This is a genomic window from Prosthecobacter sp. SYSU 5D2, from assembly GCF_039655865.1.
Taxonomy (GTDB): domain Bacteria; phylum Verrucomicrobiota; class Verrucomicrobiia; order Verrucomicrobiales; family Verrucomicrobiaceae; genus Prosthecobacter.
Genome location: NZ_JBBYXL010000012.1, coordinates 120,143 through 142,193 on the forward strand (window position 1 = coordinate 120,143; position 22,051 = coordinate 142,193).

17 protein-coding genes, 1 tRNA gene and 1 other RNA gene are annotated in these 22,051 nt (G+C 58.2%); 10 read left to right on the plus strand and 9 right to left on the minus strand.

All coding sequences use genetic code 11. The annotated features are described in order from the left end of the window. Window positions 1–472: 472 nt before the first annotated feature. Window positions 473–3,394 (minus strand): tetratricopeptide repeat protein, encoded by a 2,922-nt coding sequence (locus tag WJU23_RS19695; protein WP_346334333.1) that lies wholly within the window; start codon window positions 3,392–3,394, stop codon window positions 473–475. Further along, window positions 3,391–4,560 carry a hypothetical protein gene (locus WJU23_RS19700; RefSeq protein ID WP_346334334.1) on the minus strand — a complete coding sequence of 390 codons (1,170 nt, stop codon included), beginning with the start codon at window positions 4,558–4,560 and terminating at the stop codon, window positions 3,391–3,393. The genes WJU23_RS19695 and WJU23_RS19700 overlap by 4 nt, the downstream gene beginning before the upstream one ends. Window positions 4,561–4,915: 355 nt before the next feature. Between WJU23_RS19700 and WJU23_RS19705 the strand changes: the two genes are divergently transcribed. The 4 genes from WJU23_RS19705 (at window position 4,916) to WJU23_RS19720 (ending at window position 9,150) form a co-directional block, all read left to right on the plus strand. Then, on the plus strand, window positions 4,916–7,195 hold the full coding sequence (locus tag WJU23_RS19705) for an FdhF/YdeP family oxidoreductase (RefSeq protein ID WP_346334335.1): 2,280 nt from the start codon (window positions 4,916–4,918) through the stop codon (window positions 7,193–7,195). A 27-nt stretch (window positions 7,196–7,222) separates the two neighbouring features. Further along, window positions 7,223–7,996, plus strand: a complete 774-nt coding sequence (locus WJU23_RS19710) for a dienelactone hydrolase family protein (RefSeq protein WP_346334336.1) — start codon at window positions 7,223–7,225, stop codon at window positions 7,994–7,996. A 13-nt stretch (window positions 7,997–8,009) separates the two neighbouring features. Beyond that, window positions 8,010–8,966 (plus strand): hypothetical protein, encoded by a 957-nt coding sequence (locus tag WJU23_RS19715; protein ID WP_346334337.1) that lies wholly within the window; start codon window positions 8,010–8,012, stop codon window positions 8,964–8,966. A 99-nt stretch (window positions 8,967–9,065) separates the two neighbouring features. Next, a tRNA-Leu gene (locus WJU23_RS19720) sits at window positions 9,066–9,150 on the plus strand. Window positions 9,151–9,211: 61 nt separating this feature from the next. Here the strand turns inward: WJU23_RS19720 and WJU23_RS19725 are convergent. Continuing rightward, entirely contained in the window at window positions 9,212–10,102 is an 891-nt protein-coding gene (locus tag WJU23_RS19725; RefSeq protein WP_346334338.1) for a hypothetical protein, read from the minus strand. Between the two features lie 242 nt (window positions 10,103–10,344). Between WJU23_RS19725 and eno the strand changes: the two genes are divergently transcribed. The 3 genes from eno (at window position 10,345) to WJU23_RS19740 (ending at window position 12,594) form a co-directional block, all read left to right on the plus strand. Further along, window positions 10,345–11,631: a phosphopyruvate hydratase gene (gene eno, locus WJU23_RS19730; protein WP_346334339.1), complete on the plus strand. Its 1,287-nt coding sequence runs from the start codon at window positions 10,345–10,347 to the stop codon at window positions 11,629–11,631. A gap of 27 nt (window positions 11,632–11,658) precedes the next feature. Then, window positions 11,659–11,991, plus strand: a complete 333-nt coding sequence (locus WJU23_RS19735) for a septum formation initiator family protein (RefSeq protein ID WP_346334340.1) — start codon at window positions 11,659–11,661, stop codon at window positions 11,989–11,991. A 162-nt stretch (window positions 11,992–12,153) separates the two neighbouring features. Further along, a complete protein-coding gene (locus WJU23_RS19740) occupies window positions 12,154–12,594 on the plus strand; it encodes a DUF5069 domain-containing protein (protein WP_346334341.1) in 441 nt (146 codons plus the stop codon). Between the two features lie 57 nt (window positions 12,595–12,651). Here the strand turns inward: WJU23_RS19740 and WJU23_RS19745 are convergent, their stop codons facing one another. The 5 genes from WJU23_RS19745 to WJU23_RS19765 all read right to left on the minus strand — a co-directional run bounded on the left by WJU23_RS19745 (window position 12,652) and on the right by WJU23_RS19765 (window position 17,444). After that, entirely contained in the window at window positions 12,652–13,716 is a 1,065-nt protein-coding gene (locus WJU23_RS19745; protein ID WP_346334342.1) for a PA0069 family radical SAM protein, read from the minus strand. A gap of 203 nt (window positions 13,717–13,919) precedes the next feature. Then, window positions 13,920–15,194: a radical SAM protein gene (locus tag WJU23_RS19750; RefSeq protein WP_346334343.1), complete on the minus strand. Its 1,275-nt coding sequence runs from the start codon at window positions 15,192–15,194 to the stop codon at window positions 13,920–13,922. 93 nt (window positions 15,195–15,287) lie between these two features. Next, a complete protein-coding gene (locus WJU23_RS19755; protein ID WP_346334344.1) occupies window positions 15,288–15,482 on the minus strand; it encodes a hypothetical protein in 195 nt (64 codons plus the stop codon). Window positions 15,483–15,509: 27 nt separating this feature from the next. After that, on the minus strand, window positions 15,510–16,295 hold the full coding sequence (locus WJU23_RS19760) for a hypothetical protein (RefSeq protein ID WP_346334345.1): 786 nt from the start codon (window positions 16,293–16,295) through the stop codon (window positions 15,510–15,512). Window positions 16,296–16,349: 54 nt separating this feature from the next. Further along, the gene (locus WJU23_RS19765) at window positions 16,350–17,444 is read right to left on the minus strand and encodes a hypothetical protein (RefSeq protein WP_346334346.1); all 1,095 of its coding nucleotides are present in this window, start codon (window positions 17,442–17,444) and stop codon (window positions 16,350–16,352) included. A gap of 160 nt (window positions 17,445–17,604) precedes the next feature. On the opposite strand from WJU23_RS19765, the gene ffs reads away from it, so the two are divergent. Together ffs and cobA are read left to right on the plus strand one after the other, a co-directional pair. Continuing rightward, window positions 17,605–17,699: signal recognition particle sRNA small type (gene ffs, locus WJU23_RS19770), an RNA gene on the plus strand. Window positions 17,700–17,771: 72 nt separating this feature from the next. Then, window positions 17,772–19,307 (plus strand): uroporphyrinogen-III C-methyltransferase, encoded by a 1,536-nt coding sequence (gene cobA / locus WJU23_RS19775; protein WP_346334347.1) that lies wholly within the window; start codon window positions 17,772–17,774, stop codon window positions 19,305–19,307. A 57-nt stretch (window positions 19,308–19,364) separates the two neighbouring features. Here the strand turns inward: cobA and WJU23_RS19780 are convergent, their stop codons facing one another. After that, window positions 19,365–20,927 (minus strand): hypothetical protein, encoded by a 1,563-nt coding sequence (locus WJU23_RS19780; RefSeq protein ID WP_346334348.1) that lies wholly within the window; start codon window positions 20,925–20,927, stop codon window positions 19,365–19,367. A gap of 89 nt (window positions 20,928–21,016) precedes the next feature. Here WJU23_RS19780 and dusB point away from each other — a divergent pair, with 89 nt between their 5' ends. Further along, a complete protein-coding gene (gene dusB / locus WJU23_RS19785) occupies window positions 21,017–22,051 on the plus strand; it encodes a tRNA dihydrouridine synthase DusB (RefSeq protein ID WP_346334349.1) in 1,035 nt (344 codons plus the stop codon).

Here is a 22,051-nt window from a genome sequence, read left to right on the forward strand (position 1 = left end):
ACGGAGAATGCCCATTTTATGAAGAATCGCCGCATTCTAACCACACTCAATATAATTTCAATAATTTTCGGCTTTATTATTAACCGAAGTTTATTTTTGAACGAGGCAGCCCTTGAATGTGAAGTGAGCAATTTTGCGAACAATGTTGCCAAGAAAAAACCGGGGTGAGCTTGGGCTTGGGCAAACGTGACCTTCTCCTCTGAAGCGGCCCCTCACAGCCCCCCCTAACTCGATTTAAGAGACTTTACGTGTCCTCAGACGGGCAGGGACGCCGACATCGCCCTATAACCCCAGTCTTGCACTCTTCGTGCCGCCTCGTGGACGAATTGCCCCCTCTGGTGCGCGCGCGTCCCGAGTGCCGTTTCCTGCGCCCGTCCCGCGACTGCGGCGATCTCGCGGGAAACCGTTGTTCAATTTCTTTTCCCATTCCATCTTCCCAAAGAGAAAGTTAGGCTCTTCTACTTGGCTGCCGTTACACGTCTTCAGTCACCCCCTCCTCCCCAAGACCCAGCGCCTGCTCAACAATCGAACGCTCAGCCGAGGCCAGATCCAACAAGACAGCCCGGTCCTTGCCGCCTGCTTTGACAAACTCGACAGCCGTTTTCAGCAACCGGAAGGACAGTCGAAAATCCGGCACACTTTCCGCCGCCTGCTCCCAGGCAGATACCCAGCTCTCCAAATTGTCAGCCGATGGAAAAGGTTCTCCTGCCCGGAATACCCCACCAATGTGCTGGACCACAGCTTCCCCAAGCACCGGCAGAGCCTGATACTTGGTATACAATTGAAGAGTCTGGTTCACTTTTTCACGTCGGCTGTCTGCGTTCAGACTGGCAGAAAAAATCACCCCAATCATATCCTTTGCATTTCCCTGATAGACGGGTTGAGCCCTAGATCCACATTCCAAACTTGCCTCAAGCGCTCTGAAGCCTTCATTCCATCTCCCTTCACTTAAGTGAAGCTCTGAAAGGGCGAGATGAGCATCAGATAACTTTTCGGAAGGAACGCCCTCAAGACGGAGCAAAGTTTCAAAATCGGACTGGGATTGCAATTTTCGACCTTCATGAAACAAAACAACCCCTCGAGAGTATAGCGCAGTTGCAACCAAATTTATAGGCACATTGGCTCGTCCAATTACCGCACTATAATCCTTAATGGCAGCCTGCTTGTTGTCGGCAGCATTGTAGGTTAGAGCACGCACCATGAGAGCCAATTCCACAACATAATTTGGAGCGCCTAAAAAAGTGATCACCGCTGTAAAATCATCTATAGCAAGTTGGATTCCCAGCTTCTTGTTTTCTCTGTAAATTAACCCACGGCTTAAGCGTGCAAGCAGAACCAATTCATCCGGCACCCCAGCCTGGTTAATGATTGCCGAATAATCGTCTACAGCCTTCTTGTTTTCGCCCTTTTTGTTAAAAATACCCCCGCGACTCATGTGCGAAATAGCAACTTGCTCAGCCAGTGCTCCCTGAGAGTTTATAACTGACGTAAAGTCTGCAAGTGCTTGATTCATATCATCCTTTAGCAAATATATCTGACCTCGATTTAAAAGCGCTTGAATGGCTTGTTCAACTGAGGCTCCAGGATGCTTTGCAACTGAGGTATAATCTTTGACAGCTTGCTCATATTTTCCTGCTTGGCCTAGCAGAAGTCCGCGGTTTAGCAGCGCCTGGGCAACTTGCTCAACTGACGCTCCAGGGTGCTTTGTAACTGACGTATAATCTTCGACAGCCTGCTCATTTTCCCCATTTTGGCCAAGCATGACACCGCGATTTAATAGCGCTTGGGCGACCTGCTTCACAGAAGCCCCACGCATACCAATAACTGTGCCAAAGTCCTTGACCGCATCTTCCCACCGTCCTGTTTTGGATAACAGCAAACCCCTTTGTAAAACCATTTCAGCTTGTTTGAGATCATTATCTCCTAATTCGATAGCCTCATTTAAGCAGCTAATAGCCCCAGATTCATCCCCATCTTTCAGCAGTTGCGCAGTCAGCAGCAACCCTTCCGAAACATGTGCCGTGAGATTGGCAAAATCTTCACCTTTTATCGATGCGGGTATTACGAAACCGATTTCTTCCAGCATTAGTTTCGTTCGTAGATTCCCCTCCACAATGTTCCTTTCAATCGCAGACTCCAAATACACGCATGACAAAGAAGCTGGTTCCATCCTGCCAAGGTGATTTTTAAGCTGTTCATCGTCATACCAGACACGCAGAAAATCCACCAGTAGCCGTAGCGGCTGATGTCGTTGATTGTCTTTCACCTCCACGCAAATGCGCATGAGAGGCTCACTGATTTCATACAGCGATTCGCGCCCGCGCTGGTTCGATTCAACGTAACCTTTCTCACGGAGGTTCAATAGCTGGCTGGAAATCGTCGGTGGGGAAGTAAAAAGTCTTCGGGCAATCTCTTTGACGGGAACGGTACCTTCACAAGTACAGAGATACTCGACGATCTTCCGCTGAAGCGGAGGCAGCCAGCGGATGCGCTCCTGATAGTAAGGAGTCAGTTCATCCACCATCTTCATGAAGGGCCCCAGCAGAGCGTCAATGCTGTCGCGGGTGATAAACTGGGAAAGGACAATATAAATACGGTGATTACCCCCAGACAAATGGTGAATCGCGCGGACTCGGGAACGTCCCCGGCTGGTAGCCAGGAACTCGACCACTTCATCCTTCTCCTGAAGACGGGCGATGTTCTGAAGCAGTTCTGTTGCTTGCTCCACGGTCAACGGCTTGAGGTGTTCCGTCTGGAAAAAACCAAAAAAAGGGCTGTTCCGGCCCGAAAGATCCTCCACCAAACGTTGCGCCGTGGCCACAATGGTCAGTTTGGGGTTCTCCTGAATGAAGGACCTGAACTGCTTTTGCCCCGCCTCGCCAAGGCCTTCAAAGATTGCATCCAGATTCTCCGTGACGAGGAGCAAGGTACGTGCGCCCAGTTGGGAGAGCAGATGCCGGGACACGAACTCTAAAGCCGCATCGGGTTTCAGGTCAAACGCAGGCCCCAGCATGTCCTCCTTGAATTCCAGAGGATACCTTTTCTCCAGAGCACCGTGAACTTTGACCAGAAGTTCGAGCAGTGTCGTGCAGGTTTCATCTTCGTTCAGCCAGGCGATCCGCAGCCTGTCTGTGAGTTCCTCGTCATCACTCAGGCGGCTGACAATAAGGGTTGTGAGGTGGGTTTTACCACAGCCACGAGGTCCCACAAAAAGCTGGTGGTGCTTGTTGGCAGTGAGGGCACTCTCACGAACCCGTTCCACTGCATCCTGCAGAAGCGGCTGGCGTTGAACCAGGATGTATTCCAGGTCTTTCGGGTCCGTACGACTGGGGGTGAAGACCCAGATGGTCCGGCCATTCCCGCGTTCCATGGCCTGTGGTGAATCCGTTTTCATAGGCCGCGATTCATTTTCCACCAGCGGCGGATCAATGGGAACCTGAAGTGGTAGTGACCCGCCTCATCCCTTTTCAGGTAATGATCCCGCTCCATCAGGGAAAGGAGGCGTATCAAGCTGTCCCGGTCATCGAAAGGCATCGCAGCTTTGAGCATGCTCAGCAATACACTCACCGCAGCGGCCTCTTCCTGGCTCGCCAGCTGGTCCAAAACCAGGGTCACGGCTTTTTGATCATTCGGATAGTAAGTTGAAATGCGTTCCCTGTAATGAATCAGTTGCCACGGATCATTCGCATCCAGCAAATGCTGGGTCACCACCTTGGCGACGCTTTCAGGACTGGCATCCCAGCCCTGCATTTTCAGCCCTCTGACAATGTGATGGACATAAAAGGCAAAACAATCGGCTTCCTTGGCAATCGCTGTTGCTGCCATTCCACGGTCAGGCGACTTCAGCGCCTCGCCCACGATGAGCAGTCCAGCCAAATGCGCAGCATCTCCTTCTGCCAGCGGAGGAACATCCACCGCCAGCATGTCATTGACGGGAGAATTCGCATAATTTTTTTCCTTCAAAGAAGTGAGCACGTGATGAAGGCCAATGGAGCCTGTGATGATCATGCGCAGGTCGCTATGGGTCTGGCGCAGCCAGCGAAGATGATCCAGAACCTGCATGGCGGTCTGCTCACCTTCCCCGTTCCTGATATTCATCAGCATGAAGGGCATTTCATCCCACAGAAACAGCAACTTGGTGCCCTCGTCGTTTTCATGAATCAAATCCTCAATGGCCCGGGTCAATAAGTCCTTCCACGAGGCTGCTGATTTTTCCGGCAGCTTGATGATGCCACTGATTTCGATGCCTCCCAACTTCTCCAAGAACTCTTTGGAACGTCGGGTCAGCTTTCCCTTGTTTCCGAGGAACTGATGCACCTCCTTATAAACAGCCATCGCGAAATCGACCGCTGTGTGACAATTTTCCAAATCTTGGTAAACTGGCATCCAGCCCCGCTGGGGTTCTGCCGCCATTTTCTTCATCACCGTGGTCTTTCCGATACGCCGCTCAGCAGTAATGACTAAACTCTGCTGCTCCACGATTTCCCAAATCTGTCGAATGAGACGATCGCGCCCAACGACCGACTTGAGATCAATTTGCCCTCCGGGATTTGCCTTCATGGGAATACATACGTCAAAATAAACATACGTCAAAATAAACATATGTTTTTCTGCGAGTATATAATCCCATCTGTAGCTGCGATTCTCCTTTCTTGCATCTGGGGGCCGGATCGGTGATATTGGAAATCCGGTCGGGCCAACCTCCTTCGGACCGGGTTTTCCCATGTCCATGCCTGCCTATTGCTGCGTCGCGTTTTTTCCCGTGGGGACATCTGGGGGGCAGATGGGGGTGGGAAATCGCCTGGGAAAGAGGTTCGGTTTCAGGCCGTTAGCGGCCGTATCTCCATGACCCGCCTTGCGCCTGCCATCGCAAATCAAAAGTCATCAATCCTAAATCATCAATTTCCTCTCTGCCATGTCTGCCTCCACCATCTCCGCCCAGCCGCCGGAAAAACTGACCGGCATTCAGGTGGGCAAGTCGAAACACTCGGCGGCCGGAGTGCCGGCGGTGGCCAATTCACTGAAGCATGTATATGGCAGCAGTGGGTTGCTGCGCGGTACGTCGGCGATGCTGAAGCTGAACCAGACGGGCGGGTTTGACTGCCCGAGCTGCGCGTGGCCGGACCCGGAGGATCACCGGAGTGCGTTTGAATTTTGTGAAAACGGGGCGAAGGCGATCGCGTCTGAGACGACGAAGAGCCGGGTGACGCCGGAGTTCTTTGCAGAGAACAGTGTGGCGGAGCTGGCTGAATGGAGTGACTACGAGATGGACCAGGCGGGGCGCATCACGCAGCCGGTAGTGCTGAAGCCGGGGGCCAGCCACTATGAGGCGATTGAGTGGGACGATGCGTTTGACCTGATCGCCCGGGAGCTGAATGCGCTGGCCTCGCCGGATGAGGCGGTGTTTTACACGTCCGGCCGGGCGACGAATGAAGCGGCTTTTTTGTACCAGCTTTTTGTCCGTCACTATGGCACGAACAATCTGCCGGACTGCTCCAACATGTGCCATGAGTCCAGCGGATCGGCCCTGAACCAGAGCGTGGGCGTGGGCAAGGGAACGGTAACGCTGAAGGACCTGGAGACGGCTGAGACGATCCTCATCATGGGGCAGAACCCGGGCACGAATCACCCGCGCATGCTCAGCAGCCTGCAGCGGGCGGTGGAAAACGGGGCGACGATCATCGCGGTGAACCCGATGAAGGAGGCAGGCCTGACGGGCTTCATGCACCCACAGCAGGTGAAGGGCGTGCTGGGCATGTCCACGCCGCTGGCCAAACATTTTCTCCAGGTGAACCTGAACGGCGACCAGGCGCTGCTAAAGGGCATCGCCAAAACGCTGGTGGAGGACGGGACGTTGGACACGGCTTTCATCACGGAACATGTGACGGGCTTTGAGACGTATCGCGACCACCTGCGCAGCCAGGACTGGGCGGAGCTGGAAAAACTGTCCGGCATCCAGAGGGACGTCATGCAGATGGTGGCGCGGCAGGCCGCCAGCGGGGAGCGCAAGCTGATCACCTGCTGGGCCATGGGCCTGACGCAGCACAAAAACGCGGTGGCGACCATCCAGGAGGTGGTGAACCTGCACCTGCTGCTGGGGGCGATCGGCCGGGAAAGCGCCGGCCTGTGCCCGGTGCGCGGCCACAGCAATGTGCAGGGGGACAGGACAATGGGCATCTTTGAAAAAATGCCGGAATGGTTCATTGACAATCTGGAGCGCGAATTCCAGTTCAGCGTGCCGCGCCATCATGGCTGGGACACGGTGGCCGCCATCCAGGCCATGCACGAGGGCCGGGGGAAGGTCTTTTATGCCCTGGGCGGCAATTTCCTCCAGGCCACGCCGGACACGGAATACACGGGCGAGGCCCTGCGCCGCTGCAACCTGACTGTGCATGTTTGCACGAAGCTGAACCGCAGCCACCTGGTCACCGGCCGCACCGGCCTGATCCTGCCCTGCCTGGGCCGCAGCGAGTGGGAGGTGCGCGGAGACCTGACGCAGTTTTGCACGGTGGAAAACAGCATGAGCGTGGTGCATGCCTCGCATGGCCATCTGGAGCCTGCCTCCCCTCACCTGCTGAGCGAGCCCGCCATCGTGGCCCGCACGGCGGCTGCCACGCTGGGCAGCCGGTCCAAGGTGGACTGGGCCGCCCTGGCGGGAGACTACGACCTGATCCGCGACCACATCGAACGCGTCATCCCCGGCTTTGAAAAATTCAATGACCGGGTGCGCGAGCCGGGCGGTTTTTACCTGCCGAACACGGCCCGCCAGCGCGTGTGGAAAACGGCCTCCGGCAAGGCAGAGATGCACACGCATCCCCTGCAGGTGCTGGTGCCGGGCCCCGGCCAGCTCATCCTGCAGACCTTCCGCAGCCATGACCAGTTCAACACGACGATCTATGGCCTGAATGACCGCTATCGCGGCATTGGCAACGAGCGCCGCATCATCTTTATGAACCCGGAGGACATGAAGGAGCGGAAAATCGGCCCGCTGGAGCCGGTGGACATCACCAGCCATTTCCAGGGGGAGACGCGGGAGGCGCAGCGCTTCCTGGCCGTGCCTTATGACCAGCCAAGAGGGAATTGTGCGGCCTATTTCCCTGAGGCAAACGTTTTGGTACCGATCGGCAGTTTTGCCGATGTCAGCCTGACTCCCACCTCAAAGAGTGTACTGGTCACGGTCCAACCTTCTGCTTAATATCCCCCCGACTGTTACCCCTTTTATATGAAACGTGCCTTGATTGCCCTCTTCTCCCTCGTCACCGCCATGACCGGAGCCGCCATTGTTGAAAAGCCTGTGGAATACAAAGCCGGCGATGTCCTGTGTGAAGGCTGGCAGGCCTATGACGACGCCCTGGAAGGCAAGCGCCCCTCAGTCCTCATCGTGCACCAGTGGACCGGTGTCAGCGACAATGAAAAGATGCGGGCCAAGATGCTCGCCGAGCTGGGATACAATGTCTTCGTGGTGGATGTGTATGGCAAGGGCATCCGCCCCAAGCCGCCGGAATCTGCCAAAGAAGCCGGCAAGTACAAAGCTGACCGCCCCCTGTTGCGCGACCGTGTCAATGCCGGCCTGAAGGTGCTGAACAAAGACCCCCGCACGGACACCTCGAAAGTGGCCTGCATCGGCTACTGCTTCGGCGGACTGGCAGCCATCGAGCTGGGCCGCAGCGGCGCTCCTATCAAGGGCATCATCAGCTTTCACGGCAGCCTGGATTCCCCGAACCCCGAGGACGGCAAGAAGATCAAGGCCAAGGTGCTGGTGCTGCACGGTGCGGATGATCCCTTTGTGACGGCTGAAAACATGGCCGCTTTTCAAAAGGAAATGAAGGATCACGGCGTGGACTACAAGCTGGTGGAATATCCGGGTGCCGTCCATGCCTTTACGCAGGTCGCTGCCGGCAACGACAACTCCAAAGGCGCTGCCTATAACGAAGCTGCCGACAAAGCCTCCTGGGAGGAAATGAAAACCTTCTTTGGCCGCATCTTCGCCGAATAACATCTCCCTTGCCATGAGCCCGCTGCGATTCCTCCCCCTTGTTTTCGCAGTCCTGGTCATTTCCCTGGCCCAGGGTGCGGAGCCTGCGAAACAGGTTCCTGCTCCTGCTCCTGCTCCTGCTCCTGCTCCTGCCGCTGCCCCGGTGCCTGCCAGTGCGGCCCAACCGGCCTCAAAAGCTGAGGCCACCGACTTCCTTCGCTTCCTGGAAGATGACGAAGCCGAGTCCGACTTTCTGCAAACGGCCATCGTGACCTATACCTCGCCGGCAGGGGTTACCGTGGATCTCGTGGGCGCGGTGCACATCGCTGACAAGACCTACTTTGAAGAGCTTAACGCCCGCTTCAAAACCTATGACGCGGTTTTATACGAGCTCGTCGGTCGCCCCATGGCCGAGCGCGAGGAATTGAAGCCCGGTGACGGCCACGGCAAGCTGCAATGGCTGGGCCAGGTACAGGAGACCCTGCGCAAGACACTGAAACTGGAAAGCCAGCTCCGGGGGATCGACTATGGTGCGCCCAACTTTGTCCATGCGGACATGAGCGTGGAGGGTTTTTTTGAGGCCCAGGACACGAAGCAGGAGACCTTCCTGAGTCTCTGGCTGAAGGCGATCCAGGCCCAGAGTGCCCTGCCCCGCGACCGTCCCCAGCCCAGCATGCTGCAACTCATGATGATCCTCCGCCAGGAGGACCCCTCCATGGATCTCAAACGCATGATGGGAGAGGAATTCGACAGCATGGAGCACCTCATCACCGGCATGGAGGCCAACGGCGGCACCACCATCATCGGCGAGCGCAACCGCCACGCGCTGGAGGTCATGGACCGGGAGATCAAGGCGGGGAAAAAGCGCCTGGCCATCTTCTATGGCGCCGCCCATCTGCCCGACATGGAAGAGCGTCTGCTGAAGCGCGGTTTTGTCCAAAAGAAGCTCCAGTGGATCACGGCATGGGACCTGCCGTGGGATGAGGAATGAGCCTCAGGGATGGCCTGTTTATTTTGCTGAAAAAGCAAAACATCCCTTGCATCCCCCGCCACCCGGTTATACTTCACGCCCTGCAAATCAGCGACCCCTGCTCGGGTGGCGGAATTGGTATACGCGCAAGACTAAGGATCTTGTGCCGAAAGGCTTAGGGGTTCGAGTCCCCTCCCGAGCACCACTCTTTGATAATCAAAGAGTTACGCGACCAGCGAAGCACGCTCAAACGCGGACGGCTCAGGTCATTCCGACCACTGGGAGTCGCCCTTCTCGGAATAGGCCTGCACTTCCTGGACAAGCTCCTTGGCGCGTTGCTTCCAGGAGGTCTCATCGGTCTCGGCGGGGCGAATGATGATGCGGGCCTGGGCCTTCGTGCCAGCAGGTACGGTGGCCCCGGACCAGACCTGGTTGTAGAGCTTGTGATAAACCGTTTTATCCCAATAAAAGGTTTTCGGTGACGGTCCAGGCAGAGGTTGTGGCAACCAGGCCAGGGTGACATGGCCGGCGGTGGGATCGTAGATGGCGGTCCATCTGACATCCTGATCGAGCTGGTGACCACCTTTGCTGTCGAAGCGGCCTTCAATTATTTCGCCCTTTATCGTTTCGGCCATCCACTCGGTGGTGGCTGGCATGAAGGGGTGCATGAAGGCATACATGCGGCCGACTTTGATCTCCTGCGTCATTTCATACTGATGCTCCTCCAGCACGCTGTTTTCCGTGACGATGTAAGTGGCCACGAGGCGGATGCTGCCGATCATGGAGTGCTTTTTAAGCACGGCACGCCGGCCCTGATAAGCGGCCTTGTCGGTGAGTTCACAAGGCTTGCCATCCACGGTCAGCACGGCGCTTTCCACCTTTTCCACGCCGCCTTCATTGTGGCCGGTGCCGATCCAGCGGGCACCTTCCAGAGCGGCGACGGTGCCGTAGAATCCGGGGCGGCCGGTGATGACTTTGCCCCGATAAACAATGGTGCTGATGGTCCAGGCACGGTCACAGGCGAACTCCACCTTCATGTCCTGGGTTTCCACCGTGACGTAGGCCTCAGGACCTGGCTTGGGCCCGGCGGCGAAGGTACTGCGGGTGCTGAAGGTGGCCAGCAGGAGGAGACAAAGGAGGACAGGCGTGGTGTGCATGATGGGAAAGGGATGGGTGGCCGATAACAGACCTCTGGACGCTGACAGGCGAGTTTCCCAATCCCCAGCCGACCGAAGTCTGTAGTATTGTGAGCGTTCGGTGTCGTTTTCTTCGGGAAGCCGGGAAATCCAAATCAGTTGAGAAGGGGCTGAATCCTGCTATCGGAGGGATTCAAACGTGGATTCTTAGAACCCCGCTTGCCAAAATCCCGAAGCTTAAGCATACTTAATTAAATCAAAACATGGACGACCTTACCATTGTAGAAGTCATCGCACGTGAAGTCCTGGACTCCCGTGGCAACCCAACCGTTGAAGTGGACGTCCTCCTGGATGGCGGTGCCATTGGCCGTGCGGCTGTGCCGAGCGGCGCGAGCACCGGTGAACACGAAGCCCTGGAACTGCGCGATGGCGACAAGAAGCGTTACCTTGGCAAAGGCGTGCTGAAAGCCGTGGACGCGGTGAACAATGAAATCGCGGATGCGATCATCGGCAGCAATGCGGCTGACCAGGTGTCCATTGACAAGGCCATGCTGGAAGCGGACGGCACCTCCACGAAATCCAAGTTGGGTGCGAACGCCATCCTGGGCGCCTCCCTGGCTGTGGCCAAGGCAGCCGCAGCGGCCATGGGCCAGCCTCTTTACAAGTACATCGGCGGCCCGAACGCCAAGGTGCTGCCAGTGCCGATGATGAACATCATCAACGGTGGTGCTCACTCCGATGCGCCGATTGATTTCCAGGAATTCATGATCATGCCGAAAGGCGCGCCGACTTTCTCCGAAGCTCTCCGCTACGGTGCCGAGGTGTTCCATGCGCTGAAGAAGATCCTTCATGACCTGGGCCTGAACACGGCCGTGGGTGACGAAGGCGGCTTTGCCCCGACGCTGAAGAGCGCCCACCACGCGCTGGAAGTCATCGCCCAGGCGATTGACAAGGCCGGCTACAAAATGGGTGAGGACATCTTCATCGCCCTGGACGTGGCTTCTTCCGAATTCTACGACAAGACTAAGAACAAGTACGTCTTCAAGAAGAGCGACAAGTCTGAGCGCACCGCCTCTGAGCTGGTGGCCTACTATGCCGAGCTGAAGAAGGATTTCCCGATCATCTCCATCGAAGACGGCTGTGCCGAAAACGACTGGGACGGATGGGCAGTCATCTCCAAAGAACTGGGCGGCACAACGCAGCTCGTGGGTGACGATCTCTTCGTCACGAACACGAAGTTCCTCCAGAAGGGCATTGACCAGGGCATCGCCAATTCCATCCTGGTGAAGGTGAACCAGATCGGCTCCCTGACCGAGACTCTGGACGCTGTGGACCTGGCCCACCGCCATGGCTACACCGCTGTGATGAGCCACCGCTCCGGTGAGACGGAAGACTACACCATTGCCGACTTGGCCGTGGCCACGAATTGCGGCCAGATCAAGACCGGCTCCCTTTCCCGCAGCGACCGTATCGCCAAGTACAACCAGCTTCTGCGCATCGAGCAGGAACTGGGTGAGAACGCGATCTTCGGCGGCCGCATGAAGGTCTAACCAAAAACGTCGCACGACGGCACCGCCATGGAGTATCGCGAATTTTCCACCGACCACGCCAAACCTCAGCAGCTCGACAAGGTGCTGCGGATGATGGTGCGGCTGGGAAAATTTTGCCTGCTTCTGCTGGCGGTGCCGGTCGTGCTGGCGGTCTATAAAAAGCCGCTGGCGGAGCAGAACGCCATGCGCGCCAGGCTGGCCTCCATGGAGGTGCAGCGGGACAGTTTAAAAGCCGAGCGGGACAAGCTGCTGCGGCAGGTGGACTGGATCAAAACGGACCCCAATTACCTGGAGATCCGCGCCCGTGACCATGAAAACATGCACAAAAAGGGCGAGTACGTGATCCGATTTGTGGAATAGGCTGGAATGGGAATAGTGGGCTGACTGGCGGGGAGAGTCCGTGCAGGTCTGATCTTTGTTGCTGAATGCAGCCATCTCTTGACCAATGGCTGACGTACACCACGTTCAAGACAGGGCGGCCGGACAGGCTGCTCTGCTGAATTCAATTATTCCTACAACCTCATGAGCCAAATTGTTCCTCTCATTTCTTCCGGCGTGGCCGGTCCTCTCGGTGTGCTGCATCTGCCACGTCTGTGGCTGAAGGCCTCCCTGGCTGCAGCAGGCAAGCTGCATCCTGACTATCCGGCCTGCGGCAAAGGCTATGATGGCATGACGCTGGCGGCGCTGGGCATCCCGGAGGAGGTTTTTCTGGCCTTCATCGCCACGAAGCCGACGTATGTGCAGCTTGAAGCCTGGGTGAAGGACTATCCGGGTGTGAACCTGACCAAGGCCAACATCTACAAGCACAACCAGGCCATCATGGGCTACATCCACGGGGATGACGTGCGCGCCGGCATCCTGGAGGCTGCAGGCCTGGCCGACGACGGGAGCTGCAACCCAGGTGCTGTGGACCTGAACAACCTGGACGACTGGCAGACCCTGTGGGCCACGGAGATCAAGTAAGCCTGTTTTAACAACAAGCGGGGCACATCGGCAACGGTGTGCCCTTTTTTATGCCCGTTACCAAAGCTCCATCTGGCCGCCGATTTCGCGAGGGCGGCGGAAGTGGGCGGTTGTCAGCTTGGGGCGGCGATGGAGCATACCAGCGCGTTTCAGGGAGACCTGGAAAATTTGGGCGATCTGGTCTGACCAGACGCCGACGCCTTTGAGCCGCTTACCAAACTCCGGATGGGAAAGGGTGCGGCCCTGGGTTTCTTCGATGCGGTTGAGGACCTTGTCCTTCATCCCCGGAAAGTGCTCCTCCAGCCAGAGGGCGAAGACTTCCTTCACGCTGAAGGGCAGGCGCATGACGGTGTATCCGGCGAACTGGGCGCCGGCATCGCGGGCGGCGTTGATGATGGCGGGAATTTCACTGTCGTTGAGGCCGGGAATAACGGGGGCCACATTGACCCCGACAGGGATCCCCTGCCCTGCCATGTCGCGCACGGCCTCCAGACGCATCTTGAGGGAGGAGGCGCGTGGCTCCAGCTTGCGGGCCAGATCGGCATCCAGCGAGGTAATGGAGATGTACACGGCGGCGGCCTGATACCGCGCCAGCTCACCCAGATGATCCAGGTCGCGGGTGATGAGGTGATTTTTGGTGATCATGCCGACCGGATGTCGGCACTCCGCCAGGACGGCGAGGCAGCCGCGGGTGATCTCCAGGCGCTTTTCCACTGGTTGGTAGCAGTCCGTGATGCCGCTGATGGCCAGGCATTCGGGCAGGTATTTGTCCCTGGAGAACTCGGCGCGGAGGAGGGCGGGAGCTTCGGTCTTGACCATGATGCGGGTTTCAAAATCCACCCCGGCGGACCAGCCCAGCCACTCATGGCTGGGACGGGCATAACAATAAGCGCAACCATGCTCACAGCCCCGGTAGGGATTCAGGCTGGCCCCAAAACCGAGATCAGGGCTGTCGTTCCGGCTGATGATGGAGCTGGAATGGTCATGGAAGAACTTGGTAGCCACTTTGGCGGGTTCTTCACCAGGATCGTAGCTGACCTGGAGGGCGGAGAATCGCTGGTCGGTATTGAGGCAGGCTCCGCGACCGTGAGGACGGTTGATGGGAGATTTTAGTGTTCTCATGAACACTCTTTAATGCAGGTGGCCTGTGAGATCAAGGGGAGGATGAGGAACGGGTGTGAGGTCATCCTGCCCTCAGAGTGAGGCCGAGACGGCCTCACTCCTTGGTGGACGTTGCCTTCATCGGCACTTTTATCCGAGAGGTGCTTTGATTTACGGTTTTCTGCGGGACGCAGAAACGGCCTGCGGGACGCAAGCGCTCCAGGTCAGAGGGCAGGCGAATGGGCCTTGGGATCGAGCTGCTTATAGACGCCGAAGTCGTAGTAGAAGTAGCGTTTGGCGATCTTGTACATCCAATGCTTTTCGGGGATCTCTTCCTCTTCGCGCCACTGGCTGGTGCGGGGCGTCATGGCTTCGAGCTCGGCCATGGCGGTCTGACGGATGGTGGTGTCTTTGGCTCCGTGCTTTAGGGCGAGGTCTTTGACGAGGTCCGGGCGCTCCAGGACGATGCAGCCGCGGGTGTGGCGGGCGGCGGTTTCGCGGAAGTCCTTGAGGAAGCCGGACTCGTTGAAGACGTCGAAGATGTCGCGGTCGGTGCGGATGTTTTCGGTGGCGAACTGGATGATGGGGCAGGGCTCCAGGCCGCCGGTGGGGCCGATGTGGTGGCTGATGCCGGTGGCCATGGGACAGAGGGCCTTGCCCTGGTGGTCGTAATAAGCGTCCACGATGGCGATGGGCATCTCCGCCCGCATGGAGGTGACGAAGCGGCGGACCTGGGTGATCTGGTCCGGGGTGAGGGCGAGCTGGTCGTTGATCTTGGGGCCGACGGGGCGGTAGGTGTGGTACCAGGTATAGTGGACGCCCATATCAATGAGCTTTTGCAGCCACTCGCGGGTGAGAAGGTCGTTGATGTTGGTCTGGCAGAGGCTGGTGGCCACGCCGGTCATGAGCTTGGCATCCAGGCAGTTTTGCAGTCCGCGAAGGGTTTTGTTGAGAACGTCTTTTTTGCCCCGGCGCTCGTCGCTGACGGTGCTGTTGCCTTCGACGCTGACCAGCGGGGTGGAATTGCCGATTTTACGGAGGGCATCGGCGGTCTTGGCGGTGATGAACTGGCCGTTGGTGAAGATTTGGAAGTAGCAGTCCGGGTGCATGGCCAGGAGGTCCAGCAGCTCGGGATGCATGAAGGGCTCGCCCCCGAGGAGGCCGAAGAAGGCATTGCCGTGTTTTTTGCCGTCGTTGATGATCTTGTTCAGCTCATCCAGGCTGATGGCCTCCCGTGGTTTGTCCACATCCACCCAGCAGCCCTGGCAGCGGAGGTTGCAGGAGTTGAGGATGGAGATGTAGAGGAAGGGCGGGAAGTAGGTGCCCTGCTCCATGCGCTTTTTGAAAAGCATGACGGAGCGCGCACCTTTGTAGCCAAAGTTCCAGGCGATCTTCGTGAGACACTTGGGGTCCACGGTGCGCAGCATGCGGGAGGTGAGGGAAAAGATCATCAGAAAGGGATTACGGACGGAAAGGGAGGGCAGTAACAGCCGGTCCAAGGTAACGGTGAAAGCAGGGCAGATCGCGCAAAAGTGTGAAAAACAAAAGGCAGCCTTTTGGGGGCTGCCTTTTGGAGTAGAGTTTAAAGAGGCTTAGCGGCTGCCTGGCATCATGGAGCCGTAACGGGCATTGCCTTCCCATTTGGGCGGACGGTTCCAGGGAAGGCTGCTGTCCCCTACGGCCGGAGGTGGAACACGCTCGCGTTTACGTTCTTCCGTGGCACAGGAAGCCAGCATCTGAACCAGGACTAATGCAAGGAGGGATTGGAGGATGAGACGGGGAGACATGGCTCAGACGCTACGCCTAAAGACGGGTTATTGGTACAGGTTTTCCAAGATGACGCGATCCCCAGGGGCAATAGTCATGCCTTCAGCGAGGGTATCCGGAAGGATGTTGGCGACGGTGCGGTCTCCCTGAACGGAAACGATGCTAAGCTTGCCAACGGTCTGGGTGCCACGGGTGACAAGGAGTTTGGTAGCCTCGGTGATGCCTTTAGTCTGGCCAGCGTTGACAATGACAAAACCCCAGTCGCTGTTGACGGCGACGATCTGGGCGGAAAGAGAATTGCGATCGAAACCTTTTTTGCGCTCTTCGATTTTGCGGATGAGATCATCCAGGCCTTTGCGGGTTTCGGCGACTTTGGCCTCTTCAGCAGAGACTTCCTTCTTTTTCTCCTCGGCCTCGACCTGGAGGTCGGCGATGGCCTTTTTGATTTTGTTCATGTCCTCAACCAGGGTCTCCGGCTTGACGCCCTGGGGAAGCCTGTCCAGCTTTACCTTCAGTTCAGCGAGCTTGGCATTGCGACCGTCGAGTTCATCCTGAGTGCGCTTGGTATCATTGTCAGCACTGGCGATTTTGAGCTTCTGCGCTTTGATCTTTTCGGCTTCGACATCAAGCTCCTGCTTCACAGCATCCGCTTCATTCGCAACCTGAGTGACCTGCTCAACGCTTTTTTTGGCGGCATTGAGCTCGGCCTGCACTTTGACATTGGTGCTGGCGACGTTGTTACGCACTTCCACAAAAGCACGGCCGTTGTTGTAAGCGAAGAAGGTGGCGACGAGCATCACCACGGCGCTGAGAATGAAAAGGACTTTGGTCATTGGGGAGAAAAGAAAAGGTTACCTGGCGGGAGTCGGGTAAGGGAACGGAGAGGATCAGTTGAAAGGATCGGAAGTCATTGAGGCACCGCCAGCAGGAGCCGCCGGAGGCGTGGCAGGAGCACCGAAAGGATCCGAAGCGGGAGCCGGAGCAGCCGGTGTGGCAGGGGCACCAAATGGATCCGAAGCGGGAGCAGGTGCCGGAGTGGCAGGAGCGCCGAAAGGATCGGAGCCCATTGCGGGAGCAGGGGCGGCTGGAGCACCAAATGGATCGGAGCCCATGGGAGCAGCCGGTGTGTCAGCGTCCATCTGGGGAGCAGGGGTTTCCGTAGGCGGTGTGGTACCGTCGGTCATAGGCTTGGGAGGGGCTTCGGAGCTCTGCTTGGCGGCGGCCACGACGGTATCGCCCGCACGGATTGAATTGCCTTCCAAAAGACTGCCGGGGATGAGATCGGCGATGGCACCGTACTGCTCAACGTTGCGCACCTTCAGCTTGGCGATGACCTGGCGGCCCCGCTTGACTTCAAGGTCAGCATTGGCAAAAACGCCTTGGGAATTGCCTTTGCTCAAGATGGCAAAGTCCCACTCTGGGAAATACTGGGCCACGCGGGCGGTGAAGTCCGGTGCGACAATGCCGCGACGGCCTTGGGCTTCGGTATCACGAAGTTTGGTGATCTGGCTGACGACGTAATCATACTGCTCCTTGGCGGAGGCGACACGCTGGGTCTGGTTGGCGACGGCGCCTTCAGCATCCTGCTGCTCTTTTTTGAGCTTTTCGATCTGGGCGACGAGTTTTTCGATGTCCCCGGCGTCGGCGATCTGTTTTTCCACGGAAGTGACCTGGGCGGTGACCTGCTCGAGGTTTCCTTTGATGACGGCCAGAGCGGCTTCTTTTTCCTGGGCTTCGGCGGTGAGCTTCAGCACTTCTTCACGGGCGGCATCGCGGTCTTTTTGAGCCGTGGCGAGCATTTCCTGTCTGGATTTGAGGGAATCATCCCCTTCAGCCTTGCGTTCCTGGGCCGCCTTAAGATTGGCATTGGCAAACGACAGGCGGATACGCTCCTTTTCGAGGTCCTGTTGATTGAGCCAAGCGAAGAAGGCAGCGCCTGCGAGGCAGGCACCAGAGAGTGCAGAGAGAATCTTCCAGAGCATGATGTTGTTGTTGGGAAATGTGAATTAAGTCCTGTGTTCTACCGAATATGCGCTTTTTCGACAACACCATTTTTTACATCCGGTCATTTAGTGGAAAATTTATGGCGGAAAGATTTTTTTTGCCGCTTGTCGTGGCGGATTCTTTGCACTAATCAGGAGATGTCAGGGGCCGTGGATGTCCAGCTTGTGAACCCCGCCAGGTCCTGACGGAAGCAACGGCAGCATGCCTGTCCATGCTGCGGCTCCCTGACACTCCCCTCCGCCTCCATGATGAGCGGAGTTGCCATGCGCAGAAGGCTCGCCACAGTCGTAGCCCCTTTCCCAGCCATGTCGAAATCTCCCACCTCCCCTTCCCCAGGCATCTGTTATCTCGTCGGCGCCGGTCCCGGTGATCCGGGCCTGCTGACGATCAAAGGCAAGGAATGCATCGAGGCAGCGGATGTACTGGTCTATGACTATCTGTGCAATCCGGAGCTGCTGCGCCATGCCCGGCCCGGCACGGAAAGAATGTATGTGGGAAAAAAGGCCAAGGACCACACGCTGACGCAGGATCAGATCAACGAACTGATCGTGAAGCTGACGCGCGAGGGCAAGGTGGTGACCCGGTTAAAGGGGGGCGATCCGGTGCTCTTCGGCCGTGGTGCTGAGGAGGCGGCAGAGCTGGCGGAGGCAGGCGTGGCCTTTGAGATCGTGCCGGGCATCACGAGTGCGATTGCCGGTCCGGCCTATGCAGGGATTCCGGTGACGCATCGTGACCACTGCAGCCAGCTGACGATATTTACCGGGCATGAGGACCCGACGAAAGAGGAAACGAGCCTGGACTATGCCAAACTGGCGAAGGCGGACGGAACGAAGGTCTTCCTGATGGGCGTGGAGCGCATGGAGGAGATCACGGGCAAGTTCATGGAAAACGGGGCGAACCCGGACACGCCGATGGCGCTGGTGCGCTGGGCCACGCATGGACGGCAGCAGACGCTGGTGGCCACGCTGGGAACGATGGCGGCCAAGGTGAAGGAGGCGGGATTTAAAGCCCCGGCAGTCGCCGTGGTGGGGGATGTGGTGAAGGAGCGGAAGAACATCAACTGGTTTGAAAACCGGCCGCTCTTTGGCAAGCGAATCATCGTCACACGCACCCGCCAGCAGGCCGGAGTGCTGAGCAAGAAACTGCGCACCCTGGGGGCGGACGTGATCGAGCTGCCGACGATCCGCATCGAGGAGCCGCAAAACCCCATGCTGTTTGGCGAGCTGGTGCAGGACTGCCACCAGTATGAGTGGATTGTCTTTACCAGTCCAAATGCGGTGGAGGCGTTCTTTAAAATGTTTTATAAGCTGTACAATGACGCCCGCAGCATCGGCGGCGTGCGCATTGCGGTGGTGGGTCCGGGCACGGCGGAAAAGGTGAAGGAATACCACCTGGCAGTGGACTTGATGCCGGAGAAGAATTTTGTGGCCGAGGGTCTGGTGGCGGCGCTGAAGGAGCACCAGAATATGGAGAACGTGAATGTGCTGTGGGTTCGTGGCGAGGAGACGCGGGAGGTCATTGCCAATGAACTGACGGGCCTGGGCGCAATTGTGGACGAGGCCATTGCCTACCGCACGGTGCCTGAAAAAGAGGACAACCTGGAGGCGATCGCCCGCGTGGTGAACGAGGGGGCCGATATGATCACCTTCACCAGCGCGAGCACGGTGGAGTGTTTTCTAAATCTGAAACTGGCCCTGCCTGCCGGCATCAAAGTGGCAAGCATCGGCCCCATCACCTCAGCCGCCGCACGCAAGCTGGGGCTGACGGTGGACGTGGAGGCGGAGACCAACACGATCCCCGGGCTGGTGGCGGCGGTGGAGAAATACTGGCAGCAGGGGTGATGTGCTGCTCTTCAATAGTCAATGCCGGCAAGCGCCGCACCGGCACGGGGCCATCACTCACTTGACGGAAGCCGCTGTGACGAGGTTTTGACGCTGTGTGGCGTCCAGACCTTCTCCGCTGAGGGCCAGCAAAAGTTCTGCGCACTCCCTGGCCTCTTTGAGATTGGGGGATGCTGGGTGCAGGCAGAGCTTCAGCGTGTCATACATTTCCTGGGCATTGAGAACGCGGACGGCGGCCTTGCCAGCCTGCTCCCGCACCACCGGGTCCAACGGCGGATCCAAAAGCAGCCATCGCAGCAGAGCCCGGTGTTCCTTGCTGCCCTGGGCTGCCATCATGGTCCGCCCCTGGATGTGGGGCGTGGCCTCCCGCTCAGTGCCTGTCCGGACCAGGCTGTGCAGGCGCTGCAGCTCTGGCATGGTGGCGCCGATTTTTGCCGCTGCATCCCGACGGGCCTGCATGGCAGGAGACAGAGGCGGGAGTTCTTTGGCTTTTGTTTTAGTGATGACGGGTTTCGATGGAAGCGGGGCAGCAGAGGCGGGGGGACTTTCCAAAACCGGGTTGGGGGCCTCCACCGCATGAAAGGCAAAGGAAGGGGACGGCCTGTCATCTGAGGCTGAGGCAGTCACGGCGTATGCAGAGGCCGGAAGGATGCCGGGGCTCCACGAAGCGGCCCACCAGCCAGCCAGCATCATGCAGAGGACGCCCAAGCCGAGGCCAAGTGCAAAGGTGGTAATGGGACTGGGCTTTCCAGAGATGGCAGCCCTGCTGCCGGCTGATTCCAGCAGGATCTGCCGCTGTCCGCTCCACAGCTCCCACCAGCAGCGGGGCACGGTGGCTTGAAAAAGGAGCAAGGTCTCCGCATCCCCGTGGAGCAGAGGCGATAGACGGCGCAATGCATCCAGAGCCTCCGGACTGTCCCATTCCCAGTCCTGCTCTGGATCACGCAAACGGCGGTTCCAGAAATGGCGGTCCTCCTGCGGCAGTGAGGCCAGCATCTGCCCGATATTGACCCACTGGGCAGCCTCCCGCAGCAGATGGGGATCCACGGAATCCCGCAACAGCGGCCGGCAGGCCGCCAGCCAGCGCGGAGCCGGTCCCGGGCGCAAAACGCCTAACAAACTGGCCAGCAACGCCATGATCTGGCCTGCCTCATGTGAAAGGACAGGCGGCTGTGCCTCCAACAGTGCCTCCGCAAGCCGGACGAGTTTCTGGGTTTCCCCCTGGCGGGTCCACTGTGTGATGACTACCCGTGTAAGCAGACAGCACTGCTGACGCAGTTCTGCCACCAGATGGGACGGCTGGACAAGACTGGCGAGCCAGAGGCCGCTGTCATCAAAAGCCGTCAGGATGGCCTGGCTGCCTGTACGGGCAGACTCTGGATTGATGAAAGCTTGCTCACAAAAACGGCTGAGGCCAAACTCGGCACCGGTTTTGATGCCTGCCGGGTCTGGCAGAAGCGCGGTGGAGTCCTGGGCTGAGGAAACTGGGGCAGGAGGAGACGTAAAGAGATCTTCAGATGCCGGGACCAACGGATTTCCCGGAAGTATTAAGGCATCCGGCAACGGCACCCCCAGACCTGACAAGGTGCGGTCGGAGCTGGAGGTGGCTGGATCATTCATGTTGAGTATCAAGGCATCATTGCAAGCGCTCCCATCGAGGAGTGCAAGCACGATCCTTGCCCATTGCTTAATTGGCGTTATTCTAGACCATGCTTCCCTGGCTGCACAGCACGCAATTCCCTCTTTATCTGGCACCGATGGCCGGAGTGACTGACATGACCTTCAGAGGACTTTGTAAGGAACTGGGTGCCGATGTGATGGTGACTGAATTTGTCAGCGCTGAAGGCATCCTGCAGAGGGATGACCGCACGCGCCATTACACGGATTTTGACGAAGGCCAGCGGCCTCTGGGTGTGCAGCTATTTGGCGCGGATGGCGTGCGCATGGGGGAGGCGGCGCGGAAGGTCATTGACTGGAAGCAGCCGGACTTCATTGACATCAACTTCGGCTGCCCGGTGAACAAGGTGGTGTCCAAAAACGGCGGCTCGTCCCTTTTGAAAAACTGCCCGCTGCTGGCCGAGGTGGCGCGGGAGGTGGCCAAAGCGGTGCCCATCCCCGTGACGGCCAAAATGCGCACCGGCTGGGATGCGCAGAACATCAATGCGGTGGAGGTGGCGAAGATCCTGGAAGACTGCGGCATCCAGGCCATCACGGTGCACGGTCGCACCCGCGCACAAGGCTACACGGGGGTGGCGGACTGGGAGGTCATCGGCCAGGTGGCGGATGCGGTGAAGATCCCTGTCATCGGCAATGGGGACATCGCCAGCGGGATGGATGTGGAGGTGCGCCGCGCGCAGACGAATGTGAAGGGCATCATGATCGGCCGGGCAGCGATGGCCAATCCCTGGGTGTTTCAGGAAGCGAAGCAGTATCTCAGCACCGGCACGCATGCCGCACCGGCCACGGTGGAGCAGCGCTTTGCCTTCATGCGCCGGCATTGTGAGCTGGCCATCGCCCGCAGCAGCCGGGGGGGTGAGTTTGAAATCGTCCGCTCCATGCGCTCCCGCCTCATGGGCTACACGCGCAGCCTGCCAGGTGGCAAGTATCTGAGGGGCCGGTTTGGCCAGCTCGGCAGCCTGATGGAGCTGGATGACATCCTGGCGGAATACCAGAGCCAGAGCGAGCGCTATGCCAGCCGCCAGGCGGCCGAAGAGGATGCGGCGGTGGAAGTGGAGGCAAATTGA